The sequence below is a fragment of the Shouchella xiaoxiensis genome (assembly GCF_016907895.1).
Taxonomy (GTDB): domain Bacteria; phylum Bacillota; class Bacilli; order Bacillales; family Bacillaceae_D; genus Shouchella; species Shouchella xiaoxiensis.
In genome coordinates this window covers 66,936-92,787 of the sequence record NZ_JAFBCV010000001.1, presented here as the reverse complement: position 1 = coordinate 92,787, position 25,852 = coordinate 66,936, and the positions used below count along the sequence as shown (strand labels likewise).

Genomic DNA, 25,852 nt, shown 5'->3' with positions numbered 1-25,852 from the left:
CTCCTTTCATCCATTCTCTCATAATAATGGCTGAAAGAGAGGAGCCAATTTGGCCCTCTCTTCTGATTAATCTTGCATTGGTATATGAACGTTTTTTTCTTTGGCTACTTTAATGGCTTTGCTATAGCCAGCATCTGCATGGCGGATGACTCCCATGCCCGGGTCGGACACAAGCACACGCTCAATCCGCTGTCTTGCCGCCTCACTACCATCAGCAACAATTACCTGTCCCGCATGCATCGAATAGCCCATTCCAACACCGCCGCCGTGATGAACGCTAACCCAGCTTGCTCCACCGGCCGTATTTACTAAGGCATTTAAAATGGGCCAATCTGCAACCGCATCGCTTCCGTCCTTCATTGCTTCCGTTTCCCGATTCGGTGAAGCAACCGAACCACAGTCGAGATGGTCACGACCAAACACAATCGGTGCTTCTAACTCACCACTAGCAACCATTTCATTAATCTTTAAAGCAAAGCGATCTCGGTCGCCGTAGCCAAGCCAACATATTCTTGCTGGGAGTCCCTGCCACTTCACCATTTTTTGCGCCATTTCAATCCAGTTCACCAGCGCTTCATCTTCTTTAAACATCTCCATTGCCACTTGATCGGTTTTGTAAATATCTTCAGGGTTTCCTGACAAAGCAGCCCAACGGAAAGGGCCCTTTCCTTCACAGAAAAGTGGACGAATATAGGCAGGCACAAAGCCTGGGAAGTGAAAAGCGTTTTCCACACCTGCTTGTTTAGCATAAGCCCGAATGTTGTTTCCGTAATCGAACGTTTCCGCACCGGCTTTCTGTAAGTCAAGCATTGCCTGCACATGTTCACCCATTGCCGCAATTGCTTTTTGCTCATATTCTTTCGGATTGGTTTTTCTTAGTGCGTAGGCTTCGTCGAGCGTCATTCCGTTTGGAACATAACCATTAATCGGGTCGTGTGCACTTGTTTGGTCGGTAACAATATCCGGCGTAATTCCCCGATTAACTAGTTCCGGCAGAACATCGGCACAGTTGCCAACAAGACCAATCGAGGCTGGTGTTCCTTGCTGTGTATATTGATCAACAAGCTTCAACGCTTCATCAAGATCTTCTGCGATGTAATCACAGTAGCCTTCTTTAATCTTTCGCTCAATCCTGCTTTTCTCAACCTCAACGACAAGGATCACACCTTTGGCCATTTTTCCTGCCAATGGCTGAGCTCCACTCATTCCACCCATACCGCCAGTCAGAATGAATTTCCCTGTTAAATCAGGACGACCAAATGCTTTTTTTGCCGCTTCAATAAAGCTCAAATAAGTCCCTTGTAAAATGCCTTGGGCACCGATATAAATCCAACTTCCTGCCGTCATCTGACCATACATCATTAGCCCTTTATCCTCGAGCTCATAAAAATGATCCCAGTTTGCCCAGGCAGGCACAAGATTGGAATTTGCAATTAACACTCGAGGCGCCGCTTCCTGCGTCCGAAAGATACCGACAGGCTTTCCTGATTGAACGAGTAGTGTTTCATCATTTTCTAAATCCTTAAGGGAAGCGACAATCGCATCAAATGATTCCCAGTTTCGCGCCGCTTTTCCAATTCCACCATACACAACAAGCTCATCCGGATTTTCTGCTACCTCAGGATCAAGATTGTTCATTAACATCCGTAGCGCCGCTTCCTGCTCCCAGCCTTTACAGCTTAAATTCGTGCCTCGATCTGCTCGGATCACGCGTTGATTTGTTTGATTTGCCATCGACTTCGACCTCCGGAAGTTGGGTTTTTCGTAACGAATTGCTTAATTGGTTAAACGATTTTGTCTTTTCATTGCGTCTTATTGGTTCTGACCACTAGTATAAATCGCTCCCCGCTAACCGATCGAGGAGCGATTTTATTGAATAGGTGGATTATTTTTCGCTTACTGTGAATGATTCAGTTTGAATAACAATACGGTTACCAACAACGATCTCGCCATTTTTTATGACCGTGTCAACCATGTTCACTCCAACATGATACTGCAAGTACGTGTAATTTGGCGCGTTCCATAAGATGACGTCAGCTTTTTTACCGGCCTCCAAACTACCGACATCCTCTGCCTGACCAATCGCAAAGGCAGCATTAATTGTCGCTGCACTTATAACTTCTTTTGGCGTCATCCCCATTGTTAAACAAGCAAGGTTCATCACAAACGGCATCGACTCTGTTGGACTTGAGCCGGGATTGCGGTCTGTTGATAAAGCAACAGCTACACCTCGCTCAATCATTTTGCGGGCTTTGGCAGCTGGCTCCATTAAAAAGAAGGCCGTTGCTGGGAGAAGCACGCCAATAACACCGGCTTTCGCCATTTGCTCGATGCCTTCATCCGATATTTGCAAGAGGTGATCGGCAGAGATCGCTCCTACTTCTGCGGCTAACTCAGCCCCACCATATGAGACGATTTCATCGGCATGAATTTTTGGAACCAAGCCGTATTGCTTACCTGCTTCTAAAATTCTCTTTGACTGTTCAGGCGTAAACACACCTTTTTCACAGAACACATCATTAAAGACAGCCAATCCTTCCTTTGCGACAACTGGAATCATTTCTTCAATTATGATTCGGACAAATTCATCTGTGTTCTCTTTGTATTCAAGCGGAATCGCATGAGCACCCATAAACGTGGAGACGATGTCAATTGGATGGCTCTCATCTAATGTCTTGGCAACGCGCAGCTGCTTCCTTTCATTTTCAAGCGTTAAACCATAGCCGCTTTTCGCTTCAATTGTAGTTACCCCGTGGCGTAGAAATTCATCTAAGCGCTCTCTTGCTGCTGTTTCCAACTCTGCTTCCGTTGCTGCCGCTGTTGAACGGGTCGTGCTGTGAATCCCACCACCTGCATTCATAATATCCATGTAGGCAGCGCCCTGAAGCCGCATTTCGAATTCTTCCTCGCGACTACCAGCAAACACAATATGAGTATGGGGATCAACAAGACCCGGAGTCACGATTTGATTCGAAGCATCAATGACCTTGGCCCCATTCTTGCCACTTGCTTCATAAGCGTTCCACACATCTGTATCTGGTCCGACCATGACAATGCGACCTTCCTCAATCCACACAGCTCCGTTTTCGATAACAAGTAATCCATCTTCCATCTCGTTTCCTGTTAGCGGGACCTTTGTTTGACTTGTAAGCACTTGTTTTGCATGTCGGATAATCATTGCTTGTTGCGCCATATAAACAACTTCCTTTCCGTCTTTGTCTATAATTGTACGATACCGTAAATCTTCCACCATCGTTACAGCACATTTTTACGATTTCCTATACAGATCTACGATTCGTCTACCTGAAAAGCGACATTTCCATTTAATTAGAAACCTTTTTTGTCTACAAACCCTGTAAAATTTGAACTATTTTTCGGTTCATTTTTTTTCGTATACTACTAGAAAGCTTTGCAGCGCATTCTTTTTAAAAGAGGAGGAAGCTATCATGAACCAGGAAGACACACCCATCAATCAAACGAAAGGACCGAAGAAAAACGCAACGTTAGCAATGGCTAAATTTCTTTTTTTTAGTTTATTTGGTATTTTCATGTTCTTCGTCCCTATTACGATTTCCGACAGAAGCTCGATTCCCCTCGACCACTTTGTTACGCTCTTCCGTCAAGCAGAATCGGCTGTGTATGTCTACATCTTTATCATCCTTCTGCTCGGGGCGGTCTACCCCTTTTATACAAAGAAATGGAACAAATCAGCGACCGATCTTGTCTTATCTATTTTCAAAATACTTGGATTTATAAGCGGAGCGCTGATCTTATTCGGGATTGGCCCAGCCTGGCTGTTCGCTCCTGATATGGGGCCGTTTTTACTCAACTCTCTCATTACCCCAGTCAGTCTGCTCGTTCCGATTGGTGCGCTCTTCCTGACTGTTTTAATCGGCTATGGCTTGCTTGAATTTCTCGGAAATATGATGGAACCGATTATGCGTCCTATTTTTAAAACACCCGGTCGCTCGTCGCTTGACGCAATCGCTTCCTTTGTTGGTAGTTATTCCGTTGGCCTGCTCGTCACGAATTCCTTATACAAACAAGGAATCTATTCATTTCGAGAAGCTTCCATCATTGCGACAGGCTTTTCAACCGTCTCGGTTACCTTTATGGTCGTCATTGCCAACACGCTTGACTTAATGTCGATTTGGACAACGTATTTTATCGTATCGTTTATCGTCACCTTTGCCGTGACGGCAATCACTGCCCGTATTTGGCCTTTGAGCACTATGAAAGACGATTACTATCCCGGTTCAGAACCACAGAAAGAAGCATTGCAAAAACTCGGATTCTCTACACGCATGAAAAAAGCTTGGAATGAAGCGATTGATACAGCCGCAACAAACCGATCTTTCTTTAAAGAAGCGTTTAAAAGTTTAAAAGAAGGGTTAGTCATGACGATGAGCATCTTGCCGACGATTATGTCGATTGGCTTGCTCGGTCTTGTGCTCGCCACCTATACACCTGTGTTTGACTTCGCCGGGTATTTGTTTTATCCACTTACGGCCCTTTTGCAACTACCAGATCCCATGCTTGCAGCCAAAGCTGCGGCCATCTCGATTTCGGAGATCTTTTTGCCAGCCCTGCTCGTTGTTGAAGCAGATATCGTGACCCGTTTCATCATAGCCGTTATGTCTGTCTCTTCCGTCCTGTTTTTCTCAGCGGTCATTCCATGCATTCTCGCAACAGACATCAAGCTCAGCATTGGCAAGATGGTCATTGTTTGGTTTATCCGCGTTGTGCTTACGCTGATCCTCGTTACACCGATTGCTTTTTTGTTGTTTTAACTGGAGTCAGAGCCCTTCTAGCTGTTTTAGAGGGCTCATTTTTTCCTATAAAAATAAGGCAAAAGGATGCATTTCTTTCTGATAGCAAGCCCTCAGCTCTTTTTTAAACGATTCATTGCTAATTAACGTTACTGCTTGTTGATAAGAGAAAAAACCAACCGCTTCACTTTCTGCACTCGTCGTAAGCTGTCCTCCAACTGCTTGACCTAACCACCACATATGACAAGCTCCCTTGTTTACTTCTTGAGAAATGCCGCAGAATGAGCCGATGACGATCTCAATCCCTGTCTCTTCATACACTTCTCTCACCGCCGCTTCTTTAAACGTTTCATTCGCTTCTACCAGACCACCTGGAATCTCCCAGCCGCGAACAGGATCTTTCTTTAACAACATCTCTTTTTGTTCATTTAAGACAAGACATGCGGATGATATCGTAAACTGCATTTAATCACCTTTTACTTGCAGTAACTGATTTAATTTAGCTAAAACGACCATTAACAATCCAATAATCATACCGCCTAACACCGCTGGTCCCATCGCATGAGGAAAATTCATGATGTCGGAAAACAGCATAATAACGACGTAACCGAAGAACGCGCCACCTAATAAAGCACCAATGACAACAAACACATTCCGCATCCACTCACTCCTTTTTACAAAGTCTCTCTGTTCTATACCCAGATAAAGAAGCGATTTAGCCATTATTTCAACAATTACACTTTCTTTTTCCTCTATTACTCTTGTAAACTTAAGGAAAACGATTTGCTTTGTTAGAAAAGGGGATACGATTGAGTAAAGTAGATATCATTCGCCAAGCAGAAAAACTGTATCACGATCGCTGTTACACAACACAGACTTTATTTGAACCCGGTTCCTGGCTGCACAAGCCTGTCGCATCCGTCATGCAGGCGTTCTCTTTGCTCCCAAAAGATCAACCTCTGCACGTGCTTGACTTAGGAGCAGGAGTCGGTCGAAACAGCATACCGATTGCACAGAAAATGAAGGATTCTGGCGGAACGGTCGTATGTGTTGACTTGCTCGATTCCGCTTTGGAGCAACTAGTTGCTTATAGCAAGCAATATGACGTTGATGCACTTATTTGCGCTCAAAAAGAAGACGTCGGTCAGTATTCAATTGCTACCAATCAATTTGACTTTATCATGGCCGTTTCCAGCTTGGAGCATGTTGAATCTGAAGATGTTCTGACTCAATTGATAGACCGAATGGCTTCAGGAACAAAGACAGGCGGGATAAATGCACTCATTATCAATACAGAGGTCGAAGAGATTGAGCTCCAGACGAAGGAGAAAAGAGACGCATTCATCGAAGTAAACATGGGGACAAGCGAGATGACCAACATGCTTTCTGCTCATTACGATGGCTGGGAGCTGCTGACACATCAGGTGAAGCCACTCGAATATACGATTACCCGTGGGAAAGAGGACGTTTTGCTCAAAACGAAGGCTTTGACGTATATTGTGCGGAGAGGAGTTGGAGGAGAGGGGGAGTGTCGTTAATCTGGAGTATACAATCTCGTTGCACTCTTCGCCCCCTACTAGTTTAACAAAGGGCAGTAAATTTCTTACAGGAATTAACTATGTATTCTACTTACTTGCCTTCACAGATTGTCTTGGAAACTACTATCTAACGGTCCCATTCTCTTTGCTCTTAGAGAATAGATCCAGTATTACATACGCGATTCCAAAGATTAGAATGGAATATTGAGTTACTTCATGCCTGATATTTTCCCCTAAGCCCGTTATCATTGATAGGATCAAAAATACTAAAGTGAGCACCATTCCTACTAGAACGACAAGTTTCAATCCTCTAATCAAAAGAGCACCTCCTTTTTTTGTTTATCTTATCATACTTGCATTGGATTAATTAACCATTATCATAGTAAAACAGTTAATGACGTGTCACGTACGTATCCCGCTGTTTTAAAAGATAGCCGTTTTCTACACAGATGAAATCATTATTCTGCTTATCTTCTCTCAGCTTTAGTAAGGAAACATAGAAGGTTTTTGCGGGTTTAACGGTAAATTGATTAAAACAAGCTCAATCTTGCAAGAATGATTTAAAAATAATCACAAAAAAGAAGCAACATCACTTTCCATGACATTACTCCAACTAAGCATTCCGTTCCATCCATTTATCTCGCCGGCCGATCGACCGCCTTATCAGCTGCCTGTGCATTTTTAACTGCCTCTGCCCGGTTTTCTTTTAATTCGTCAATTGTTTTTGGGGTAAATCTGGTCGCTCCGGTTGTTCTCCTCGTTTCAATTCTAGGCTCGGTCTCCTGTCTCTGTTTTGCTGCTGCAATACTATCCTCGTATTGAGGGAGCCATTTCTCTTGGGCAATTAATAGATCATCAACAAGCTGCCAAATTTCCGGTGGTGTACAGACGGCTCCTGTTAGCGGGTCCATCATAAATGCTTGCCGCAATAGCTGATCATCTCCTGTTACAGCAGCATTGACGGCTAAGCGCTGAACCTGAATGCTTGCGCTGCACACGGCAGCGCAGCCGAGGGGCAAATCACCAACAATTGGCATATTGATGCCATTCCGATCAACATAGCCAGGCGCTTCGATCACGCAGTCATCAGGGAGGTTGGTAATGACACCCTTGTTAATCCGGTTAAAATGACCACGGTATATGCGCCCTGTTTCAAGCGCTTCAATAATATAAGAGCCGTGTTCTTCGCCTCGCCCCTCATTCGCATAATCACGGACCGGTTCCTTCATCCAGTTTGGGAAATCCTCTTTAAACCAATTTCGCCCCTCTGTACAGACGCGTAAGTACCCGCCTGTTTCTCCATTAATCCATGTTCCTAAATCAATCCAATCAATGATTTCGTCCATTCGTTTGCGATACCACGGGACATATTCACTTAGATGACCGTTGGATTCGGTGCTGTAGTAGCCAAACCGCTTGAGCATATCAATTCTAACTTTTTCCGTTTGTTGGTATTCAGGGTGTTGTTCAAATGCCGCAAGCAGCGAAGTTGTTAAATCCTTTCCTTTATGTTTAATTTGAATGTACCACGTCTGGTGGTTAATTCCAGCACAGACAATATCCACCTCTTTTTTTGTCTAAATCAAACACATTGGCGATCTGCCTATGCCCACCCTGTACACCATGACAAAGGCCAACGGTATTTACTCCTCCGTATGTTTGACAAGCCCACGTTAGCATTGCCATCGGATTGGCATAATTCAGCAAGAGGCAGTCTTGTTCTGCTACTTCGCGGATGTCTTTGCAAATGGCCAGCATTTCCTGAATGCCTCTTTGCCCGTACATAATTCCACCTGCACTTAGCGTATCGCCGACGCACTGGTCAATTCCATAGTTTAACGGAATCGATATGTCTTGTTCAAAAGCTTCAAGACCACCTATTCGCACAACGGAAAAGATGTAGCGAGCATCCGTCAGTGCCTCTCTGCGATCAAGCGTGGCTCTTATTTCAATGTCTAAGCCGTTTCCTTTCAAATCCCGCTGACAAAGGTCTGTTACCATCTGTAGGTTCTCCGCATTGATGTCAGTGAAGGCAATTTCGATCGCGTTGAATTCTGGGACGGAGAGCAAATCCCGCAACAGTGTTCTAGTAAATCCGATACTTCCCGCTCCGATAAAGGCAACTTTGAATGACATACTCGACCTCGTTTCTACGCATTAACGCTTGCTTGAATAAGCCTGCTCATTCCAAAACAATTCCTTTCGTATTTGCGCTGCGCTCGACTCTTCCCCAATCACAAGACATTCTAAGCCCATTAAACTCGACCAGTCAGCGAGCTGCTCTTTCGTAACCTCGTATGACAACACCGTGTGATGTGCTCCACCAGCATAGATCCATGCTTCTGTTGCTTCTGAAAACGAAGGAAGCGGTTTCCACAAGACACTTGCTACAGGGAGCTGGGGCATATCCTGCTTATTCTCCACCGCATCGACTTCGTTTGCGACAATCCGAAAGCGTGAACCAACATCCATAATTGCTGCGTTAAGCGCCCGTCCAGACTTTCCTTTAAAAACAAGTCTTGCCGGATCGGCTTTGTCGCCCATTGACAGAGGAGCTACTACAATCGTTGGTTTTTCTGCTGCAATTGTCGGGCAAACTTCTAGCATATGTGAGCCTAAAATCAGTTCGTTACCTTTTTCTAAATGATTGGTGTAATCCTCCATAAAGGACGTTCCGACGTTGCCCGCCATCACTTTAAGCACTCGCAGAAATGCGGCTGTTTTCCAATCGCCTTCTCCAGCAAAACCATAGCCTTTCGCCATCAGACGCTGCGCTGCTAGTCCTGGTAGCTGGCTCATCCCATGCAAATCTTCAAATGTCGTTGTAAAGGCGCGGTAATCTCCTTGTTGAAGAAAGGCTTCAAGCCCTAGCTCTATTTTGGCCTGTTCTTCAATTGAGTTAGCATCCGCATCAGGATGAAACGTGTAAAGGCTGCGATACTCCTCCATTAGTGCAGCGACATCTTTGTCTTGTACCGAAGCAATCGTCTCGACTAAGTCACCAATCCCATAGCCTGAAACCGACCAGCCTAGCTTAATTTGCGCCTCAACTTTATCTCCTTCTGTTACCGCAACTTCTCGCATATTGTCGCCGAAGCGGGCGACCTTTAATTGCTTGCTTTCTTGGTAGGCGCGGACCGTGCTCATCCAGTCGCTCATTCGTTTTGCAAGAGCTGGGTCCTGCCAATGTCCTGCCATTACTTTTCGTTCAATCCCCATTCGTGAAACCATAAACCCAAATTCACGGTCACCATGCGCAGACTGGTTCAAGTTCATGAAATCCATATCAATCGTTGACCACGGAATCTCACGGTTGTATTGGGTGTGAAGGTGAAGCATCGGCTTCGTTAGTTCCTTTAATCCAGCAATCCACATTTTCGCGGGGGAAAACGTATGCATCCACGTAATAATGCCTGCACAGCTTTCATCCATACTCGCTTCCCTTAACAGCGAAGTAATTCGCTCTGGCGAAGTTGCGACCGGCTTCAAGATAAGCGGTTCAGGTAATAATTCATTTAAACCTTTAACAATCTCTTCTGAATGAGCTGCGACTTGATCAATTGCGTTCTGCCCATATAAGGGTTGACTCCCAGCAATAAACCAGTATTGTGCCGTTTTGTTGTTAAGCAAGAACAGTCCCTCCCTTTGCTTTGTCTCGTACACTTCGTAAAGTCTTCATGACATCGTTCTCTCCTCGACCAAAATAATCATGAAGCTTGCTGTATTCCTTGTAAATTTCTTCATAGACTTGCGCCCGTTCTGCGTTAGGCTTGTAGGACTTTTCCTGTACACGCGCCATCTTTTCTGCCGCTGCAAAAATCGTCGAGTAACCGCCCGCCGCTTCACCTGCTGCGACGCTGGCATACATCGCCGCGCCTAACGCTGGCGTTTGTTTCGATGCTGCCACTTTAATTTCCAAATTCGTGACGTCGGCAAAAATCTGCATCAACAAGTTGTTTTTCTGCGGTAAACCACCACAGGCGACCAGCTCATTTACCTCAACACCGGCTTTCGTAAACGCTTCAACAATTTTCTTTGTTCCAAACGCGGTGGCCTCTAGCAACGTCCGGTAAATTTCTTCTGATTTGGTTTGCAGCGTCATTCCGATAATGATTCCTGATAAGTTTGTATCAACCAATGTTGAACGGTTGCCGTTCCACCAATCTAATGCGAGCAAACCGGTTTCACCTGGTTGATAGGCTGCCGCTTTCTCTTCAAGCAAGGCATGAATCGGTCTATTTTTTTGCTTCGCCTCATCAACCAAATCCGACGTTAGGCCATGCTCCATAAACCAGGCAAAAATATCGCCGACCGCTGATTGACCGGCTTCATAGCCGTAGTAGCCGGGGACAATCCCGTCTTCAACCACGCCACACATGCCTTCCACTTCTTTTTCTTCTTCTGCAAGAACGAGATGACAGATTGACGTCCCCATCGCCATGACGAGCTTACCTGGAGTGACCACCCCTGTCGCCGGTACGGAAACATGGGCGTCCACATTGCCAACAGCGACAGCGATGCCTGGCAAGAGCCCGGTTCGCTCGGCCATTTCTTTCGTTAAGCTACCAGCAGCCTCGCCTGGAGCTCGAATCTCACCACGTAATTTTGTTGCTGTTAAGCGCCTTAAATCTGGATGCAACGCTTCAAAAAAAGCGTCATCAGGATAACCGTCCTGCTTATGCCACATCGCTTTATAACCAGCGGTGCAGCTGTTTCGCACAATTGTTCCTGTCAGCTGGGCGGTTACCCAGTCCGTCCCTTCGAGAAAAGCATCCGCTTCGTCAAACATGTCCCGGTCCTCGTTAAAGACTTGCCATATCTTTGCCATCATCCATTCTGATGAATACTTACCCCCATAACGTTGAAGAAAGGCTTCTTCACGTTCTGCACCAATTCGATTGATCTCATCTGCCTCATCCTGTGCTGCATGATGCTTCCATAATTTCACCCACGCATGAGGGCGGTTTGCAAAGCCTGCTTGAAAACAAAGCGGTTCACCATCTTCATCAACCGGGAGCATTGTACAGGCAGTAAAATCAATGCCAATGCCAATGACCTGACTTGGATCAACCCCCGCCTCCTTCAGCACTGCTGGAACAGATTGTTCAAGAACATCGATATAATCACGCGGGTGCTGAAGCGCCCATTCTCGCTCCAGTACGACTCCTCCTGCAGGCAAATGCTGATCGATCACGCCATGTATATAAGGCGTTACATGCTCGGCTACTTCTTCTCCGTTTGCTAAATCAACAAGCACGGCTCTGCCTGATTCAGTTCCATAATCGATTCCAATTGTATAGTGCTTAATCATCCCGATCACTTCCTCTCTGACCGTAATAGGCGTGTTCTCCATGCTTGCGCAAATAGTGACGATCCAGTAATGTTTGAGAAATTCCTGCTGCTTGAGGATTTAAGCCAACTGTATTGGAAGCCATTTTCGCTACCTCTTCCAAGACAACTGCATGATAAACGGCTTCTTGTGGAGAGCGCCCCCACGTAAACGGCGCGTGACCATGAACAAGCACAGCCGGCATCTGCATCGGATTTCCTAGCTCAAACGTTTCTGCGATTACATGTCCCGTTTCCTGTTCATAGCTGCCGCGAATTTCCGTTTCGGTCATCTCTCTCGTGCACGGAATGTCGCCGTAAAAATAATCGGCATGTGTCGTACCAAATGCAGGAATCGCTTTTCCCGCTTGAGCCCAGCCTGTCGCCCAAGTTGAATGCGTGTGAACAATCCCACCAATATCAGCAAAAGCGCGGTATAATACAAGATGTGTTTGCAGATCAGACGATGGGCGAAGCGATCCTTCCACGATTTCTCCCTCAAGCGAGACGAGCACCATATCGTCTGGACTCATTTCTGCGTAATCAAGTCCACTCGGCTTAATCGCAACAATATTTTGACTTCTGTCAATACCGCTCGCATTTCCCCATGTCATCGTAACGAGTCCGTGCTCCGGTAAAGCCATATTCGCATTATAGACTTGCTGTTTTAGTTCGGTAAGCATCGCTTCTTCCTCCCTTGTAATCGTTGTACAAGCGTAAGAGTGTGTAACGATCTCTTAATAGATGAGCTTCTCTTAAGCTCTGCTCAATCAGACTCTTTGGAATGGGTACCAGCTCTTTCGTCCAGCCTACCCGTTCAAGCTGTGATTGAATAAACTCCACGCTCGGCAATTCTTCAATCCGTTGGCGAACCTGCTGAATATGTTCCACTCCCATTAACTCAGGCAGTTCCGGTACGATCGTTTCTTTATAAAATTGGGTAATCACCAAGGTTGAGCGGCCGACTTTGGCACCATGTAGCAGTTGCTTCTCTTCTTTCTCCAGCGCCTTCATTTCCCAATAATGGGACAGATGATGCTCTGCTCCAGAGGCTGGATGTGAATAGCCGAATAGCGCCATCGCTAGTCCAGACAACAATAGAGCCTCCATTAACCGCTGAACACCTTCTTCGGTTTTTGCTGCAATTTCGTCAACGTGATCAACACAACCGTCCAGCGCCTCCCTTGTTAATTCGGCTACCAACGGAGAATACGGTTCGTTCTTTACAATCGAGCCAATGCGCCAGTCTAATAGCGAAGTATACTTGCCAATCATATCTCCGAAGCCTGCGGCAACTAAGGCCGTTGGCGCCTGTTGCAACACGGCAGTATCGGCAAACAACGCCATTGGCGCAACGAGTTGATACGTCTTTTTTTCTCCTCTCACCACAATCGGTGCACCGAGCGATGTAAAGCCATCCACCGATGGAGCAGTAGGAATGGACACGAATGGCTTACCGCTCTTCCCGCTTATAAAGCGAACAAGATCATGGATAGTACCTGAGCCAACAGCGACAAGCAGGTCCGTATCTTCTTTTAGGCTCAGAAAGAGATCGACTAATGAGACCTCATCCGCGAGTACATCGCCGTTTTTGTTCGGCTTTACGAGATGAACATCGGGCAAAACTTTTTCCGTCAGGAGCAAATCGATCAGTTGCTTTCCCGCGGCTGCATACGTAAACGTATCAGCAACGAGTAAGACCCTTCGTTTAGCACGATGCGCAATAAATGCTGCTGCTTTCTTAAACGCCTCTTTTTCCACAACAATGGTTTCGAGTGGTAATGGATTTAACTTTTCACCGGATTGATTGATTCGTTCTTGCAAGAACTGTAAATTCATACGTACCTCCTTAGCTCTGCGATACTGGAGAGAATAAAGTCAGGACGCCTTCTTGCTGGAAGGCTCTCTGCTTCCCCTTTACTAGCATTTCCCGTTAATACGAGGGCTGTTTTCATCCCCTGCATTCGGCCAAGTCCGATATCCGATTCCAAGCTATCGCCAACAATAAGGCAGCTTGCCGGGGATGTTTGTAAATAGCTGAGCGCCGCTTCTGCCATAAAGCAAGATGGTTTGCCAATAACCAATTCTGTCTTGCGCCCCGTTGCAGCTTCAATCGCTCCGATAAATCCTGCTACATCAATAGCTGCACCATCTTCGTTCGGGTAGGTTTTATCGGCGTTCGTCGCGATTAACCGTGCGCCCATTGATGTCGCTTTAAAGGCGTCATTTAGTTCACTGTAGGTAATTTCATCATGGAGCGTGATGACAACAAAATCAGCTTCTTCCGGTTTCTTGGCAAGGAGCACACCATGACGGGGCATTTCTTCTCCTAACCCTTTGTTTCCGAGAATCCAAACGGCTGCTTGTGGATAATGTTTTTTTATGAAGAAAGCAGTGACCGTTGAAGATAAAATAAGGGAGGCTGGATCTGCTTTAATTCCGTGAAGCCTGAGCTTGTTACAGCCTTCCTGCTGCGAGACATTTCCACGATTGCTCACATAAGCAATGTTGATCCCTTTAGCCTGAAGTGCATCAATCGTCTCCTTCGCTCCCTCTATCAAACGATCCCCTTGAAAAATGGTTCCGTCGATATCAAACAGGACAGCTTCTATATCTTTGAGCATTTGGAATCCTCACCTCTTATCTCTGTGGCACATCTAGTTTCATCACTTCAAATTACTGCTCAGTTGGTGGTTTAAGTGGTTTCATCATACCCCCGACCTCATAAAAGCGCTTTCAATAATCGAACTTATCTTTCTGATAAATGTTTAATATCCTCACTTTTTCTTCTGAGCGCTTCATTAAATTGATGCCTTTTTCGGTATGCACTTGGGGTACACTGCACATATTTTTTGAATGTCGTGCTGAAATATTGTTGAGAATTCATGCCAATATAATGGGGAATATCTGTAATGCTGATGTCCGTTTCAGCCAGCATTGCTTTTGCTTTCTTCATTCGATATAAAACGAGGAATTCATGAATGGACGTCCCTGTCGAAACTTTGAACACACGTTGGAGGTAACCGGGGTGTAAATGAACGGCATCAGCAATCTCAGCCACGCGAACTTCTCTATCATAATTTTGATGGATATACGATATGACCCTGCTTGTATACTGTTGATCCGTTTCTCTGTATTCAATTTCTGCCAAACCCGCAACACGAATCAGATACTCACTGAGTAACAGCTGTACCATAAAGTCGGTTTGTTTGCTCTTCTTGTCGACTTCCATTATCAGTCTCCGTAAACATTGATATGTATCATCAGAATCATGAAGAAGCAAATGCGGTTTCTTGTTTGTCATCATTAAACGTAATGCCTCGTTTTCTTTGTATAATTCACAGAACGGTGGAAAGGCGGTTCGACCCTTTTGAAAAGATATTTCGAGATTAAACATTCTACATTTTTCGGTCACAATAAGTCGATGGCTCGTATGTGCATCTAAGAAAATAATTTGACCTTTTTTTAACTGGTAGGATTCCGTGTTCGTTTCAACTTTACAACTGCCAGATAGCACATGCATGAACTCAATTGCCTCATGGGCATGGGGCTTCATTTCGAACTGACGCCACTCTTTATAATAATAAAATTTGACCACGGGAAAATGAGGCTCGCTCCTAAGTTGGTTATTGTAAAGACTCATCTGTTCTCCTTTCGGTGTAGGTGGGAGCAATAAGCCCCCAGCTACACGGTTATTCGTAATACAAACGGAAGATCATGTCTTGATTGTAGTTTCCAAATGAAGAGCCAAATAAGGTTACTCCACCTATTTTTTCACCTTCTTCAACTGCCACTTTAAAAGTCCAGACTTTGTTTCGGATATGGACATCATGAATCGTCACATTCGAGAGCTGTTTGCCATCAATAAACGTCCCTGTCTCGGTTATACGAATGACTTTTAATAACCCATATTGATTAATTGTCCGCGGCCACCACGCTGGCGTATACCTGCCCGGCTGGTCGCCAAAATCTCCGGGACTTCTCCACTGACCAAGCGCTGTTCCATTTAAACTAAATGAAATATCCGACGGCCAGTTGTCATTTGTAAAAGGCGCCTCCGATGAGAGTTCCAATGATATTTGCAGTTCTTTCGGCTTCTCTCCCGAGTGCATGAAATTGGACAGCTTGTATTCAACAAATCCTTTATAAAACCATAAGATTTGTGCATTTACTCGCATTGGATCAAGAAAATACCTTGGCTCGTCAAACTCTCCAATTATTGATTCCACAGTCGCAAGTCCACATGTTGGCTCCACTTGAAAATCAGTAAAATGCCCGACTGATACATGACTTTCATGATAAGGATGGACAGAGGTGCCGGTATCTGGGAAGGTAATCTCAGCTTGTTTCACCCGAAGTTTACATACTTTCTGCATTCCTGCTCTTCCCCGCACCTGCTCGGTTTGAATCAGTCCTGCTTTCTCTAATTTTTGCACATGCTTTGTCATGATCGCGCTGCTCACCTGCTGCGACTCAGCAAGTTCACGAATATTCATCGCCCGTTCCGCCAACAACTGCAGCACATTTAAGCGGACTCGGCTTGCGAGCGCTTCGTATACAGGCAAAGACTGTTCTGTTAAATCTAACTCTAATTCCATTTCTCCACCCATTTTCTAAAATCTGCTTATTAGCCTTAGTATAATGAACGGACCGTGACGCAACAACCTTCGAACATTACCAGCCCTTGTTTGCCGGACAGGTTTTAGATGCTAATCGGATTCGAAAATGAATGTAACATCCGCATAAACCGCATGTATGTGCGTCAATTAAATGGTCACAGCTCTCACATACAGCTAACCGACTCGCGGCTTCTCCTTCGCTTACTTGATCGGTTTCAAGTGCTAATTGCTCAGCAATCAGCTGCTGGATCTCGCGTTCTTCCATTTGTGGAAGACATCTATAACAGCTCATATGCGTGAAAAAACGGCAACGGACATCGGTGGTAAATCTGCACTTAGCTGATTGTTTTGCTGCTTGAAGTCTGTAAACGCTACTGGACTGACTCGATTGGGCTGATCAAATGTATTATGAGCATCTCGCTCATCTCCAGCGACAATTGAAGCCTGCCAGCGATCTGAAGCTCCTCCCCCATCAAAGGCTAGTTCTAGTGGCACAGATTCAGCTTGAGAGAGATTGCAGACGCTAATATGTGTCCTTCCCGATTGATCAGTCGATGCCGATAAATGTAGCCTCTCGTCTTTTATCTCAATCGGCAATGCCCTTCCGCCTTGATGCACTTTGTAAAGCTCAAACACATGGTAGGTTGGTGTCTTGAGCATTTTATCGCCCTCTGTCAAAACAATCGACTGAAGCACATTTATCGTTTGTGCCAAATTTGCCATATGCACGCGGTCTGCATGTTGATTGAAAATATTTAAGGTAATGCCTGCGACAAGTGCATCGCGAATGCTGTTTTGTTGGAATAAGAAGCCCGGGTTTGTTCCTGGTTCAACATCGTACCAAGTGCCCCACTCGTCTACGATTAAACCGACTCGTTTTTCCGGATCATATTCGTCCATGATCGCGCTATGTTTCGTAATTAATTCATCCATATGGAGCGCTTTCTGAATCGTCTCATCCCATTCCTGCTCACTAAACCCTGTAGCTGCCCCTTTTTTCTGCCATGTACCAGGCACCGTATAGTAGTGTAAAGTCAGCCCATCCATATAATTCAACGCCTGTTTCATTAATACTTCTGTCCAATTGTAATCGTCCACATTGGCACCACAGGCAATTTTGTAAATTGGTTTGTCCCCGTATTTTCTTACGTACGTTTGATAACGTCGATATAAATCAGCATAATACTCAGGGCGCATATTGCCACCACAGCCCCAACTCTCATTGCCGACACCGAAGTATGGTAACTCCCACGGTTCAGCACGACCATTTTGTGCCCGCTCGTCTGCCATCGGGCTCCCCTCTGAAGCAGTTAAGTATTCAACCCATTCCTGCATCTCAAGGACTTCGCCACTGCCAACATTTCCATTAATGTATGGAGCTGCGCCAATCTCTTCACATAGCAACATAAATTCATGCGTACCAAACTGATTCGTTTCAACAGTACCGCCCCAATGGGTATTAACCATTTTCTTTCTTTTCTCACGAGGACCAATGCCATCTTTCCAATGGTACTCGTCAGCAAAACAGCCTCCTGGCCAGCGTAAAACCGGTATTTGTAATTCTTTCAGAGCTGTTAAAACATCCAATCGCAACCCCTTTTTATTGGCAATGGGCGAGTCTTCCCCCACCCAAATCCCCTCATAAATACATCGTCCTAGATGTTCGGCAAAATGACCATAAATGGCCGGATTAATCTCGGCCCCTGCTTTGTTTGCATAGACCGTTGCTCGTACTTGATTTGTCATATTGTTTCCGCCTCTTTCGTCGTATCGACTAATTGATTTGTTCGTGCAAATGCGCGTAAACTTACACTCGTTGTAATCCAAGCAAACAAACTCCCGCCAAAGCAAACTGCTGCGGGTGGAACCATAAGGAATAAGACTGTGGCTACACTTAGAAAAAGTCCCATTAGAAGCGCATACGGCAGCGACGCAACGGAATAAAGCATGACGCTCTTTAGAAAGGGATAGATCGAGCGGTGTGAAAAGTGCACCAGCGCAGGGCCGATAAACAAAAGCATTAACGCATACAGTACAAGACATAAGACAAGAAATGCCGCGACTGCTTGAGAACCGGTAAACGCTAGCTCCATCACGATGACGTAATCGAGAACGAGAACAGTGCCTACGCTTAGAACGGTGTAGCCGAGTTTATTCGCCTGCCAAAAAGAGCGCTTCCATTCTTTATAGAACAAAGGAACAAGAGAAAAATCATCCTCATTCATGCACCACTTTTTCATGACAACAAACATGGCTCGTAGTGCTGGAAAAAATCCTAAAACCACTCCACCTAGTAAAGAAAAACCAAGCCAGAGCCCGTTTACATAGGCTAAGCGTACAATCCAGTCGCATAGTCGCAAGGCAATTCCTCTTATACCAGCAGTCTCCATCAACCATCATCCTTTCATTAGGATCTCACCCTTTAATTCCTGAAAAACTTACCCCTTTTACGATTTGCTTTTCAAAGAAGAGGAAAGCAATGATCACAGGCAGTGACGCAATCGCATTAACGGTCATTGGCAAAATATATGTCTCTGAATAATTTGAGTTGAACATCGGTATACCGACCGGCAGTGTATAAAGTGATTCCGATATAATCGCTAAATACGGCCAGAGAAAGTTATTCCATGAACCGATAAAGGTTAAGATTCCTACCGCCGCCACCGCAGCTTTTGCAAGGGGCAGGACAATACTCCAGTACAAGCGAAAGTCACTGCAGCCATCTAGTCTAGCGCTCTCAATTAGCTCGTTTGGAACCCCATCAAAGAAGCTCTTTAAGATGATGACGCCAAGCGGCGCTGCGATTCCCGGAAGAATTAAGCCGGCATACGTATCCAGCAGACCCATTGATCCCACAATTTCATAAAGCGGAATAATCATTGCTTCTCCCGGTACCATTAATCCGGCTAAAAAGAATAAGTAAAGTGCTTTTCGATAGCGAAAGCGCATTTTTGAAAACGCAAATGCTGCCATTGATGTCAACACAAGCGTCAGCAAGGTCGTCACCGCGCCCACAAAAAAGCTATTCCAAATCCATAAAAACACATCGCTCCCGGCAATGATGTTGATGTAGTTGCTGAACGTATAAGGTGGCAAAAACCAATCAATGGCCGAGCTTGCTGCCGTTCCCTCTGGCTTCATTGAGACAAAAAACATCCAGACGATTGGAAATAAGAAGGCAATAGCAGACAGAAAAGCGATGGAAACCTTCAACCAGCGAAACGGATCTCGTTTTGATGTAAGTGCAGTCTGGCTCATAGCATTCTCCCCTCTTTTCCACCTAAGCGCAATTGAATAACAGACAGCACCAACAGCACCATAAACAGTAGATAAGACATCGCCGCTGCATACCCTAAATCATAGCGCTGGAAGCCCATCTCATAGATATACAAAATGATGGGTCTTGTTGTTGTCCCAGGTCCCCCATCGGTAATCAAGAGAATTTGTGCAAAAACTTTAAATGAAGCAAGAACTTGGAGTAGTAAAATTAAGCGCCCGATTGGGAGCAGCTGCGGCAGCGTAATTTGCCAAAACATCTGCTGTCTGGTGGCCCCGTCGACTTCAGCTGCTTCATACAGTTCATCTGGTATTCCTTGGAGCGCCGTTAAAAATAAAATCATATTAAAACCGACTGTCCACCAAAGCGTGACGGCAATAATACTGACCCAAGCAAGAGAAGGCGTTGCCAGCCAGAACGGCTCAGCATTAAGTCCGAGCGCCTGTAAGAGATTGTTAACAACTCCGGTATACGGCTGAAGCATAAAAATCGCCACAAACGAGATGACCGATACGCTCAAAATGCTCGGAATAAAGAAGGAGCCACGAAAAAAGGTTTGCAGGCGCGTATTCAAATTCGCCATTAAAGCCAATACCAAAGCAAGGATAACCATCGTTGGTGTTGATAACAGAACGAATAATGAGGTGTTGCCAAATGCTTCCCAGAAATTCGGATCACTTAACACATTGATGTAATGGGTCAGCCCAATAAACTCTTGCTGTTCAATCAACGTCCAATTAAAGAAGCTCATCTGCATCCCTTTAAAGATGGGATAAATCGTAAAAAGCACATAAGCAACAAAGAAAGCAAGCAAAAACGGAACGGGACGGAGATCGTCTTTCCACGTTAACTTTTTCATTTCATGCCCTCCTTAGCGGTACTTGCTACAGCTTATTGTCTGGTCGTTACAGCAAGAGCCTTTAGCATCTGATCGATTCCAGCCTCCGGTGTCAGGCGATTGCTCATAATTTCATCCAGCGCACGAATCATGTCCGTTTCGGCTGGGTTTTGATAGATCGTTTTGTTTGTAAATACGACCTTAGACGCCACTTCAGCGTAATCTGCCCGGAACGGTTGATCCTGAAACTCCGGTGATTCTACAACATCGGTTCTAGCGGGTATATGACCTGCCTTCGCCCATTCAGCCCCTTCATCGCTAACGAACGCAATAAATTCAGCAATCGCTTCCTTCCGTTCAGAAGATTGTTCTTCCTTAATGGGAACAATTAATGTATGGGAGTCACCTTGTGCCGCTTCTACGTCAAATGATTGAGGAATCGGCATTGCCGTAAAATTTAGATCAGCCGCTTCCCAGATACCCGTTGCCCAGACACCTGTCATCATCCCAACAGCATTTCCAGCCTGAAATGTTTCATAAAAGTCGCCAATATGCATCGGAATCACATCACCAAAAAAATTGTGAATGTACTCGGCTGCCGCAATCGCAATGTCCCGGTCTAACGTAATTTCTGGCTCGCGCAAGTCATCGGAGAAAATCGGTGTTCCGCCCATTTGAAAATAGACTGTCCACCACCATCGATACGTATCAACACCACCCGTTGAAATGGCTAGCGGCGTCTTGTCAGGCAGCGCTTCTTTTGCTTCTGTGAAATAATCCAGTAATCCCGTTGGTGTTGCCTCAATTTCTGGAAGGCCTTGCTCATCTAACAAGCCTGCTTCTTCCGCTAAATCTGTGTTGATATAGAGAATAAATGGATGAGTATCGATCGGAACCGCATATAGCTCATCGTCTACTTCAACCGCATCACGAATATTTTCAGGAAAGTTATTGAAATCCAGTCCTGCCCCCGTCATCATCTCTTCAACCGGCTGCAACAGCCCCTGGTTCATTAACTGTGGCAACGAAGCGGCATGAGAAATGCCAATATCCGGACCACGTTCAGCCGCCACGCTTGTGACAATCTTGGTGTAATAATCATCCCAATCCTGTAAAATCATATCAATGTAAACCTCATCTTGACTGCTGTTATACTCATCAACAATTGCTTCCATATAAGATAAATCTCCACCGGACAAGAACACCCAGTAATCAAGCTTCATTCTTCCATCTGCCATTGTGTCTGCCGAGCGTGAACATCCGCTCAAGAGCACAACCGTACATGCCGCAACGATCAAGTACTTGGAATGCTTCATTGAAACGACCCCTTTTCTTCAGCATTTAGAAAAAGATAGCGCTTACAAATAAAGAAATGCGAACGTGCTGCTTATTATCCTCTTTTTTCTAGACGAATCACATGCCACGAAGCTGCAGAAAAATGAGCTGTTACCTTTCCTTGATCGACTTTGGCATTTCCGTTCGTGTGCGGCTTCACTTGTTCATTGCCTTTCGTATTAATCGCTTTTAAATCATTGTTTTCAAGAACAATATGCTCCTTAATCTGATAGGATTCAAACCCGCGCACATCGACCGATACTTCAAGGGAATCTTCCAAATGACGATTTAAACCAAAAATCGTTAGCTGCTCGTTTTCTTCGTTATACACAACGGCCGTATCAAGCTGGGGTACATCTGTGTACGCTTTTGTATCGTAACGAGGAGTCTGTACAACCGGCTGTAGCGACACGCCTCTTCCAAATACAGACACATGCATGTATGGATAAAAAATCGTTTGACGCCATGCCGGTCCACCGTTTTCCGTCATGATTGGCGCGATGACATTAACAAGCTGAGCAAGACAAGCCATCTTCACGCGGTCCGCGCGCTTGAGGAAGCTCATTAATATCGATCCGACCAATAATGCATCTTCAAAATTATAAACATCTTCCAGCTGCGGCGGCGCGACTGACCAAGGGGCCATCTTGCTGTCTGCTTCGCGTGAATGATACCAGACATTCCATTCATCAAAGCTAAGATACATTGTTTTTTTGCTCCGCTTTTTCGCTTTAATATAGTCACAGGTCGCAATAACCGTTTCAATAAAGCGATCCATATCGAGCGTTTTCGCTAGGTAACTGGCAGAGTCATCAGCTGGATTGCCGTAATACTGATGGAGGGAAATATAGTCTACCTCCTCGTACGTGTACGCAAGCGTCGTCGCTTCCCACTCCGGAAATGTCGGCATCTCAATATTTGAGCTACCACAGGCAACCAACTCAATGGATGGGTCAACCAGCCTCATCGCTTTCGCTGTTTCGTTTGCAAGTCGCCCATACTCTTCTGCTGTTTTATGACCAATTTGCCATGGACCATCCATTTCATTTCCTAAGCACCATGTTTTAATTGCGTGGGGTTGCTTATACCCGTGGCTAACCCGGAGATCACTGTAATAACTCCCTTCAGGAAGATTGCAATATTCAACTAAATTACGTGCCGCATCAACGCCTCTTGTTCCAAGATTTACCGCCATCATTACCTCGGCATTTGCTTGTTTGGCCCACTCGGCAAATTCGTTCGTCCCGACATAATTCGGTTCAAGTACACGCCAAGCAAGTTCGAGCTTTTTCGGACGATCTGCAAGCGGACCAACGCCGTCCTCCCAATTGTAGCCAGAAACCATATTCCCACCGGGATACCTCACAATAGGTACTTGTAATTCTTTAACCAAATCTAAGACATCCTGACGGAAGCCTTCCTTTGTGGCGCTAGCATGATCCGGTTCATAAACACCACCATATACAGCTCGACCTAAATGTTCGATAAACGAGCCATAGATTCGTGGATCAATCTCTCCAATGACAAATGATGGATCAATCGTCATTTTAGCTTTCTGTACCGCTCCCATAAACATCCTCCTTATAGTTAACTTTTTTATTAATAAAGAATATATTTATTACTTATAGGGGATTATACGTTGGTGTGATTATTCAGTCAACTGTTTCTATTTCATTTTTCTCACTATTTATCTTGCAAACTAAAAAGAAGCATGCTTGATACCTGCACGCTTCTCGCTTATTCTGCCTGTACGTATTCTTCGTATTTTTTTCTAAATCGATCATGGAATGCCACAACAAGTGCCAATGGAACACTTGCAAAAAAGAAAAACATGACTACCGGGAACGCAGCAAATACACAAGCAATTAATAAAAACAACATAGATAACAGGAACATCTGAGGAAGATGGGATAAACCGAGCCATAACGCTATTTTCATTGTTCCCACCGGTCCTGTTTGCTGACGCTCATACTGAGGCATGGTCAGCAAAACAATCATTGCAAAACCAGTTAACGAGAACACTAGCATGCTTTTTATTAGCAAGGGAGCATTCGTTTCTATCATAATAATTCCGCTACCAACTAGACTGAGGCATAAAACAAGTAGGAGCAGACCGAGTTTGTTCGATTGTATAAAATGGTCTCGATAAACTCGAGCGAACTCCTTTAGCATTGCCCCCTCATTCATCGGCTCCTGTTTTTGTTTGCGCAAGAGACGAATGACGGCTATCGTTGCCGGACTCACTCCGAATATCCCAAGCCCAAGCAGGGTGAATGCGCACCACAGGAGATTTAAATAGGCCAGATTGGCAAATCTCTCACACCCTTTTAATAATCCTTCAACTAGTGATCCAGTTCTCATGACGCCCCTCCTATTTTAATCCTGTTGTTGCAATGCCCTCTACTAGGTATTTCTGAAAAAATAAGAAGATGATGAACTGAGGAAGCAGCGATAACGAGGACATCGCAAGCAGTGGCCCCCATGACGTCCCTGACTCAGCATCCATAAAGTTGCGTAACCCGAGAGAGATCGTTTGAATATCAGCACTGTTTAAATAGATTAGCGGCGCCAAAAAATCGTCCCACGACCACATAAACGCAAAGATCGCTACCGTTACAAGCGCTGGTTTGATTAACGGTAAAATGATACGCCAAAAAATCCCAAACGTTGAGCATCCATCAATAATGGCCGCCTCATCCAGCTCTCGCGGTATCCCGCGTATAAATTGGATCAATAAAAAAATAAAGAACGGCGTCCCCCCTAGAAAAGCAGGCACAATTAATGGGTAAAATGTGTTAACCCAGCCAATGTTGTGAAACAAGATGTATTGTGGGATTAATGTGATCTGCACGGGCAGCATGACCGTCGCAATTAAACAGGCAAATAGAAGCTTTTTAAAGCGAAATTGTAGCCGGGCAAACCCATAGGCAACAATGCTCGACGATAAAATGGCGCCGATCACAACAAACGTCGTTACAAAAGCAGAATTGCGAAAATAAACGTCAAAACCAGTCCGTCCAAACCCTTGCCAACCGATAAGGTAATTCTCCCACTTCCATTCACTTGGCCAGAGCGAAGCTGCATTGCTAAAGATTTCTGTCTGGGGCTTAAGCGAGCTTGCCAGCATCCACAAGATCGGGTACAGCATCACAAACGCAAACAAGACAACAAAGACATAGTAAATAATATCCGCCCGAATGGTCCGTTTCTTCATTTGTCTCCCCCCTCATAATGCACCCAGTATTTTGACGTCGCAAACAATATCAGCGTAATAACACCAATAATTAATAACAAAATCCAAGCCATCGCTGATGCATAGCCCATTCGCAAGTATTCAAATGCCATTTCATACAAATACAACGCATAAAAGTTTGTACCGTCCATTGGTCCGCCTTTTGTAATGAGAAAGGCTTGTGTAAACGTCATAAACGCCCCAATCGTCTGCATAATTAGATTGAAAAAAATAACGGGCGTCAACATTGGCAGCGTGATCCGAAAAAACCGAGTAAACGAAGAGGCACCATCCACACTTGCCGCCTCATACAGCTCGACTGGTATTTGTCTGAGACCCGCTAAAAAAATTATTAGAGGAGAACCAAACTGCCAGACAACTAAAATGATTAAAATGGTTAAGGCATAGGTAGGATTACCAAGCCAATTGATCCCGTCTAACCCGACGGAGGCAAAAAGCGTGTTGATTGCTCCTTCTCGCCCAAAAAGCTGCCGCCAGACAACGGCGATTGCAACACTCCCTCCAATAATAGAGGGAATGTAATAGATCGTCGTAAACAACCCTGTTCCTTTGCGTCCGGTGTTAAACAGCATCGCTAGTAACAGTGCAAAAACGAGTTTTAAAGGCGTTGAAACAAAGACGAAAATCAACGTCACTTTTAAGGATTGGATAAATCTCGGATCATTTAATAGAACGTTTTTATAGTTTTCAAGCCCAACCCAACTAGCAGATGAAAGCATGTCATAATTGGTAAAAGAAAAATAGAGAGAAGCAATCATCGGGCCAATGACTAGACCGAAAAAACCAAGTAGCCAAGGTGAAATAATGAGATAAGCCGTTAGATCTTTCCGAAAAGATCCTTTTGTCGATTTAAGTTTCAGAGTTGGGTTCAGCATCGTTTGCGTAGGTTTCATCT

At 45.0% G+C, this 25,852-nt stretch carries 24 protein-coding genes and 1 pseudogene; 2 read left to right on the top strand and 23 right to left on the bottom strand.

Annotated features, from left to right (window positions below):
• Nucleotides 1–66: 66 nt before the first annotated feature.
• Nucleotides 67–1,734 carry a urocanate hydratase gene (gene hutU / locus JOC54_RS00430; RefSeq protein WP_204463562.1) on the bottom strand — a complete coding sequence of 556 codons (1,668 nt, stop codon included), beginning with the start codon at nt 1,732–1,734 and terminating at the stop codon, nt 67–69.
• 151 nt (nt 1,735–1,885) lie between these two features.
• Nucleotides 1,886–3,193, bottom strand: coding sequence for an imidazolonepropionase (gene hutI / locus JOC54_RS00425; protein ID WP_204464407.1), 1,308 nt, complete (start codon nt 3,191–3,193; stop codon nt 1,886–1,888).
• 253 nt (nt 3,194–3,446) lie between these two features.
• Between hutI and JOC54_RS00420 the strand changes: the two genes are divergently transcribed.
• On the top strand, nt 3,447–4,790 hold the full coding sequence (locus tag JOC54_RS00420) for a YjiH family protein (protein ID WP_204463561.1): 1,344 nt from the start codon (nt 3,447–3,449) through the stop codon (nt 4,788–4,790).
• 45 nt (nt 4,791–4,835) lie between these two features.
• Here the strand turns inward: JOC54_RS00420 and JOC54_RS00415 are convergent, their stop codons facing one another.
• Both JOC54_RS00415 and JOC54_RS00410 read right to left on the bottom strand, forming a co-directional pair.
• Nucleotides 4,836–5,234: an NUDIX hydrolase gene (locus tag JOC54_RS00415; protein ID WP_035417196.1), complete on the bottom strand. Its 399-nt coding sequence runs from the start codon at nt 5,232–5,234 to the stop codon at nt 4,836–4,838.
• Nucleotides 5,235–5,429, bottom strand: a complete 195-nt coding sequence (locus JOC54_RS00410; RefSeq protein ID WP_035417194.1) for a hypothetical protein — start codon at nt 5,427–5,429, stop codon at nt 5,235–5,237. It abuts the gene before it with no gap.
• 149 nt (nt 5,430–5,578) lie between these two features.
• Between JOC54_RS00410 and JOC54_RS00405 the strand changes: the two genes are divergently transcribed.
• Nucleotides 5,579–6,307 (top strand): class I SAM-dependent methyltransferase, encoded by a 729-nt coding sequence (locus JOC54_RS00405; protein WP_035417193.1) that lies wholly within the window; start codon nt 5,579–5,581, stop codon nt 6,305–6,307.
• Between the two features lie 123 nt (nt 6,308–6,430).
• On the opposite strand, the gene JOC54_RS00400 is transcribed toward JOC54_RS00405, so the two are convergent.
• The 19 genes and pseudogenes from JOC54_RS00400 to JOC54_RS00310 form a co-directional block, all read right to left on the bottom strand.
• Nucleotides 6,431–6,625 carry a hypothetical protein gene (locus tag JOC54_RS00400; RefSeq protein ID WP_035417192.1) on the bottom strand — a complete coding sequence of 65 codons (195 nt, stop codon included), beginning with the start codon at nt 6,623–6,625 and terminating at the stop codon, nt 6,431–6,433.
• Nucleotides 6,626–6,942: 317 nt separating this feature from the next.
• Nucleotides 6,943–8,443 (bottom strand): annotated as a pseudogene (locus tag JOC54_RS00395) (alpha-glucosidase/alpha-galactosidase).
• 21 nt (nt 8,444–8,464) lie between these two features.
• Nucleotides 8,465–9,937 (bottom strand): L-arabinose isomerase, encoded by a 1,473-nt coding sequence (gene araA, locus JOC54_RS00390; protein ID WP_204463560.1) that lies wholly within the window; start codon nt 9,935–9,937, stop codon nt 8,465–8,467.
• The gene (locus JOC54_RS00385; RefSeq protein WP_204463559.1) at nt 9,930–11,618 is read right to left on the bottom strand and encodes a ribulokinase; all 1,689 of its coding nucleotides are present in this window, start codon (nt 11,616–11,618) and stop codon (nt 9,930–9,932) included. The genes araA and JOC54_RS00385 overlap by 8 nt, the downstream gene beginning before the upstream one ends.
• The gene (locus JOC54_RS00380) at nt 11,611–12,318 is read right to left on the bottom strand and encodes an L-ribulose-5-phosphate 4-epimerase (RefSeq protein WP_035417191.1); all 708 of its coding nucleotides are present in this window, start codon (nt 12,316–12,318) and stop codon (nt 11,611–11,613) included. The genes JOC54_RS00385 and JOC54_RS00380 overlap by 8 nt, the downstream gene beginning before the upstream one ends.
• Nucleotides 12,287–13,474, bottom strand: coding sequence for a sn-glycerol-1-phosphate dehydrogenase (locus JOC54_RS00375; protein WP_204463558.1), 1,188 nt, complete (start codon nt 13,472–13,474; stop codon nt 12,287–12,289). The genes JOC54_RS00380 and JOC54_RS00375 overlap by 32 nt, the downstream gene beginning before the upstream one ends.
• The gene (locus JOC54_RS00370; RefSeq protein WP_204463557.1) at nt 13,471–14,259 is read right to left on the bottom strand and encodes an HAD-IIA family hydrolase; all 789 of its coding nucleotides are present in this window, start codon (nt 14,257–14,259) and stop codon (nt 13,471–13,473) included. Before JOC54_RS00370 ends, JOC54_RS00375 begins: the two co-directional genes overlap by 4 nt.
• A gap of 125 nt (nt 14,260–14,384) precedes the next feature.
• Nucleotides 14,385–15,278, bottom strand: coding sequence for an AraC family transcriptional regulator (locus JOC54_RS00365; protein WP_204463556.1), 894 nt, complete (start codon nt 15,276–15,278; stop codon nt 14,385–14,387).
• A 49-nt stretch (nt 15,279–15,327) separates the two neighbouring features.
• Nucleotides 15,328–16,233: an ArsR/SmtB family transcription factor gene (locus JOC54_RS00360; RefSeq protein ID WP_204463555.1), complete on the bottom strand. Its 906-nt coding sequence runs from the start codon at nt 16,231–16,233 to the stop codon at nt 15,328–15,330.
• 76 nt (nt 16,234–16,309) lie between these two features.
• Entirely contained in the window at nt 16,310–16,546 is a 237-nt protein-coding gene (locus tag JOC54_RS00355; protein ID WP_275582656.1) for a DUF6171 family protein, read from the bottom strand.
• Nucleotides 16,543–18,000, bottom strand: coding sequence for an alpha-N-arabinofuranosidase (locus tag JOC54_RS00350; protein WP_204463554.1), 1,458 nt, complete (start codon nt 17,998–18,000; stop codon nt 16,543–16,545). The genes JOC54_RS00355 and JOC54_RS00350 overlap by 4 nt, the downstream gene beginning before the upstream one ends.
• Nucleotides 17,997–18,644 (bottom strand): YesL family protein, encoded by a 648-nt coding sequence (locus tag JOC54_RS00345; RefSeq protein WP_204463553.1) that lies wholly within the window; start codon nt 18,642–18,644, stop codon nt 17,997–17,999. The genes JOC54_RS00350 and JOC54_RS00345 overlap by 4 nt, the downstream gene beginning before the upstream one ends.
• A 25-nt stretch (nt 18,645–18,669) precedes the next feature.
• Nucleotides 18,670–19,512, bottom strand: a complete 843-nt coding sequence (locus JOC54_RS00340; RefSeq protein ID WP_204463552.1) for a carbohydrate ABC transporter permease — start codon at nt 19,510–19,512, stop codon at nt 18,670–18,672.
• On the bottom strand, nt 19,509–20,390 hold the full coding sequence (locus tag JOC54_RS00335; protein ID WP_035441171.1) for a carbohydrate ABC transporter permease: 882 nt from the start codon (nt 20,388–20,390) through the stop codon (nt 19,509–19,511). Before JOC54_RS00335 ends, JOC54_RS00340 begins: the two co-directional genes overlap by 4 nt.
• Nucleotides 20,391–20,422: 32 nt before the next feature.
• Nucleotides 20,423–21,685, bottom strand: coding sequence for an extracellular solute-binding protein (locus tag JOC54_RS00330; RefSeq protein WP_204463551.1), 1,263 nt, complete (start codon nt 21,683–21,685; stop codon nt 20,423–20,425).
• Between the two features lie 74 nt (nt 21,686–21,759).
• Complete coding sequence (gene arfA, locus JOC54_RS00325; RefSeq protein ID WP_204463550.1) at nt 21,760–23,274, bottom strand: arabinosylfuranosidase ArfA; 1,515 nt, start codon at nt 23,272–23,274, stop codon at nt 21,760–21,762.
• A 167-nt stretch (nt 23,275–23,441) separates the two neighbouring features.
• A complete protein-coding gene (locus JOC54_RS00320) occupies nt 23,442–24,065 on the bottom strand; it encodes a YesL family protein (RefSeq protein WP_204463549.1) in 624 nt (207 codons plus the stop codon).
• A gap of 10 nt (nt 24,066–24,075) precedes the next feature.
• Nucleotides 24,076–24,918: a carbohydrate ABC transporter permease gene (locus JOC54_RS00315; RefSeq protein ID WP_204463548.1), complete on the bottom strand. Its 843-nt coding sequence runs from the start codon at nt 24,916–24,918 to the stop codon at nt 24,076–24,078.
• On the bottom strand, nt 24,915–25,850 hold the full coding sequence (locus JOC54_RS00310) for a carbohydrate ABC transporter permease (RefSeq protein WP_204463547.1): 936 nt from the start codon (nt 25,848–25,850) through the stop codon (nt 24,915–24,917). The genes JOC54_RS00315 and JOC54_RS00310 overlap by 4 nt, the downstream gene beginning before the upstream one ends.
• Between the last annotated feature and the right edge of the window lie 2 nt (nt 25,851–25,852).

Coding starts and splice junctions, on each gene's coding strand:
- hutU (WP_204463562.1), bottom strand. CDS start 1,734: ATGGCAAATCAAACAAATCAACGCGTGATCCGAGCAGATCGAGGCACG.
- hutI (WP_204464407.1), bottom strand. CDS start 3,193: ATGGCGCAACAAGCAATGATTATCCGACATGCAAAACAAGTGCTTACA.
- JOC54_RS00420 (WP_204463561.1), top strand. CDS start 3,447: ATGAACCAGGAAGACACACCCATCAATCAAACGAAAGGACCGAAGAAA.
- JOC54_RS00415 (WP_035417196.1), bottom strand. CDS start 5,234: ATGCAGTTTACGATATCATCCGCATGTCTTGTCTTAAATGAACAAAAA.
- JOC54_RS00410 (WP_035417194.1), bottom strand. CDS start 5,429: ATGCGGAATGTGTTTGTTGTCATTGGTGCTTTATTAGGTGGCGCGTTC.
- JOC54_RS00385 (WP_204463559.1), bottom strand. CDS start 11,618: ATGATTAAGCACTATACAATTGGAATCGATTATGGAACTGAATCAGGC.
- JOC54_RS00380 (WP_035417191.1), bottom strand. CDS start 12,318: ATGCTTACCGAACTAAAACAGCAAGTCTATAATGCGAATATGGCTTTA.
- JOC54_RS00375 (WP_204463558.1), bottom strand. CDS start 13,474: ATGAATTTACAGTTCTTGCAAGAACGAATCAATCAATCCGGTGAAAAG.
- JOC54_RS00370 (WP_204463557.1), bottom strand. CDS start 14,259: ATGCTCAAAGATATAGAAGCTGTCCTGTTTGATATCGACGGAACCATT.
- JOC54_RS00365 (WP_204463556.1), bottom strand. CDS start 15,278: ATGAGTCTTTACAATAACCAACTTAGGAGCGAGCCTCATTTTCCCGTG.
- JOC54_RS00360 (WP_204463555.1), bottom strand. CDS start 16,233: ATGGAATTAGAGTTAGATTTAACAGAACAGTCTTTGCCTGTATACGAA.
- JOC54_RS00355 (WP_275582656.1), bottom strand. CDS start 16,546: ATGAGCTGTTATAGATGTCTTCCACAAATGGAAGAACGCGAGATCCAG.
- JOC54_RS00350 (WP_204463554.1), bottom strand. CDS start 18,000: ATGACAAATCAAGTACGAGCAACGGTCTATGCAAACAAAGCAGGGGCC.
- JOC54_RS00345 (WP_204463553.1), bottom strand. CDS start 18,644: ATGGAGACTGCTGGTATAAGAGGAATTGCCTTGCGACTATGCGACTGG.
- JOC54_RS00340 (WP_204463552.1), bottom strand. CDS start 19,512: ATGAGCCAGACTGCACTTACATCAAAACGAGATCCGTTTCGCTGGTTG.
- JOC54_RS00335 (WP_035441171.1), bottom strand. CDS start 20,390: ATGAAAAAGTTAACGTGGAAAGACGATCTCCGTCCCGTTCCGTTTTTG.
- JOC54_RS00330 (WP_204463551.1), bottom strand. CDS start 21,685: ATGAAGCATTCCAAGTACTTGATCGTTGCGGCATGTACGGTTGTGCTC.
- arfA (WP_204463550.1), bottom strand. CDS start 23,274: ATGGGAGCGGTACAGAAAGCTAAAATGACGATTGATCCATCATTTGTC.
- JOC54_RS00320 (WP_204463549.1), bottom strand. CDS start 24,065: ATGAGAACTGGATCACTAGTTGAAGGATTATTAAAAGGGTGTGAGAGA.
- JOC54_RS00315 (WP_204463548.1), bottom strand. CDS start 24,918: ATGAAGAAACGGACCATTCGGGCGGATATTATTTACTATGTCTTTGTT.
- JOC54_RS00310 (WP_204463547.1), bottom strand. CDS start 25,850: ATGAAACCTACGCAAACGATGCTGAACCCAACTCTGAAACTTAAATCG.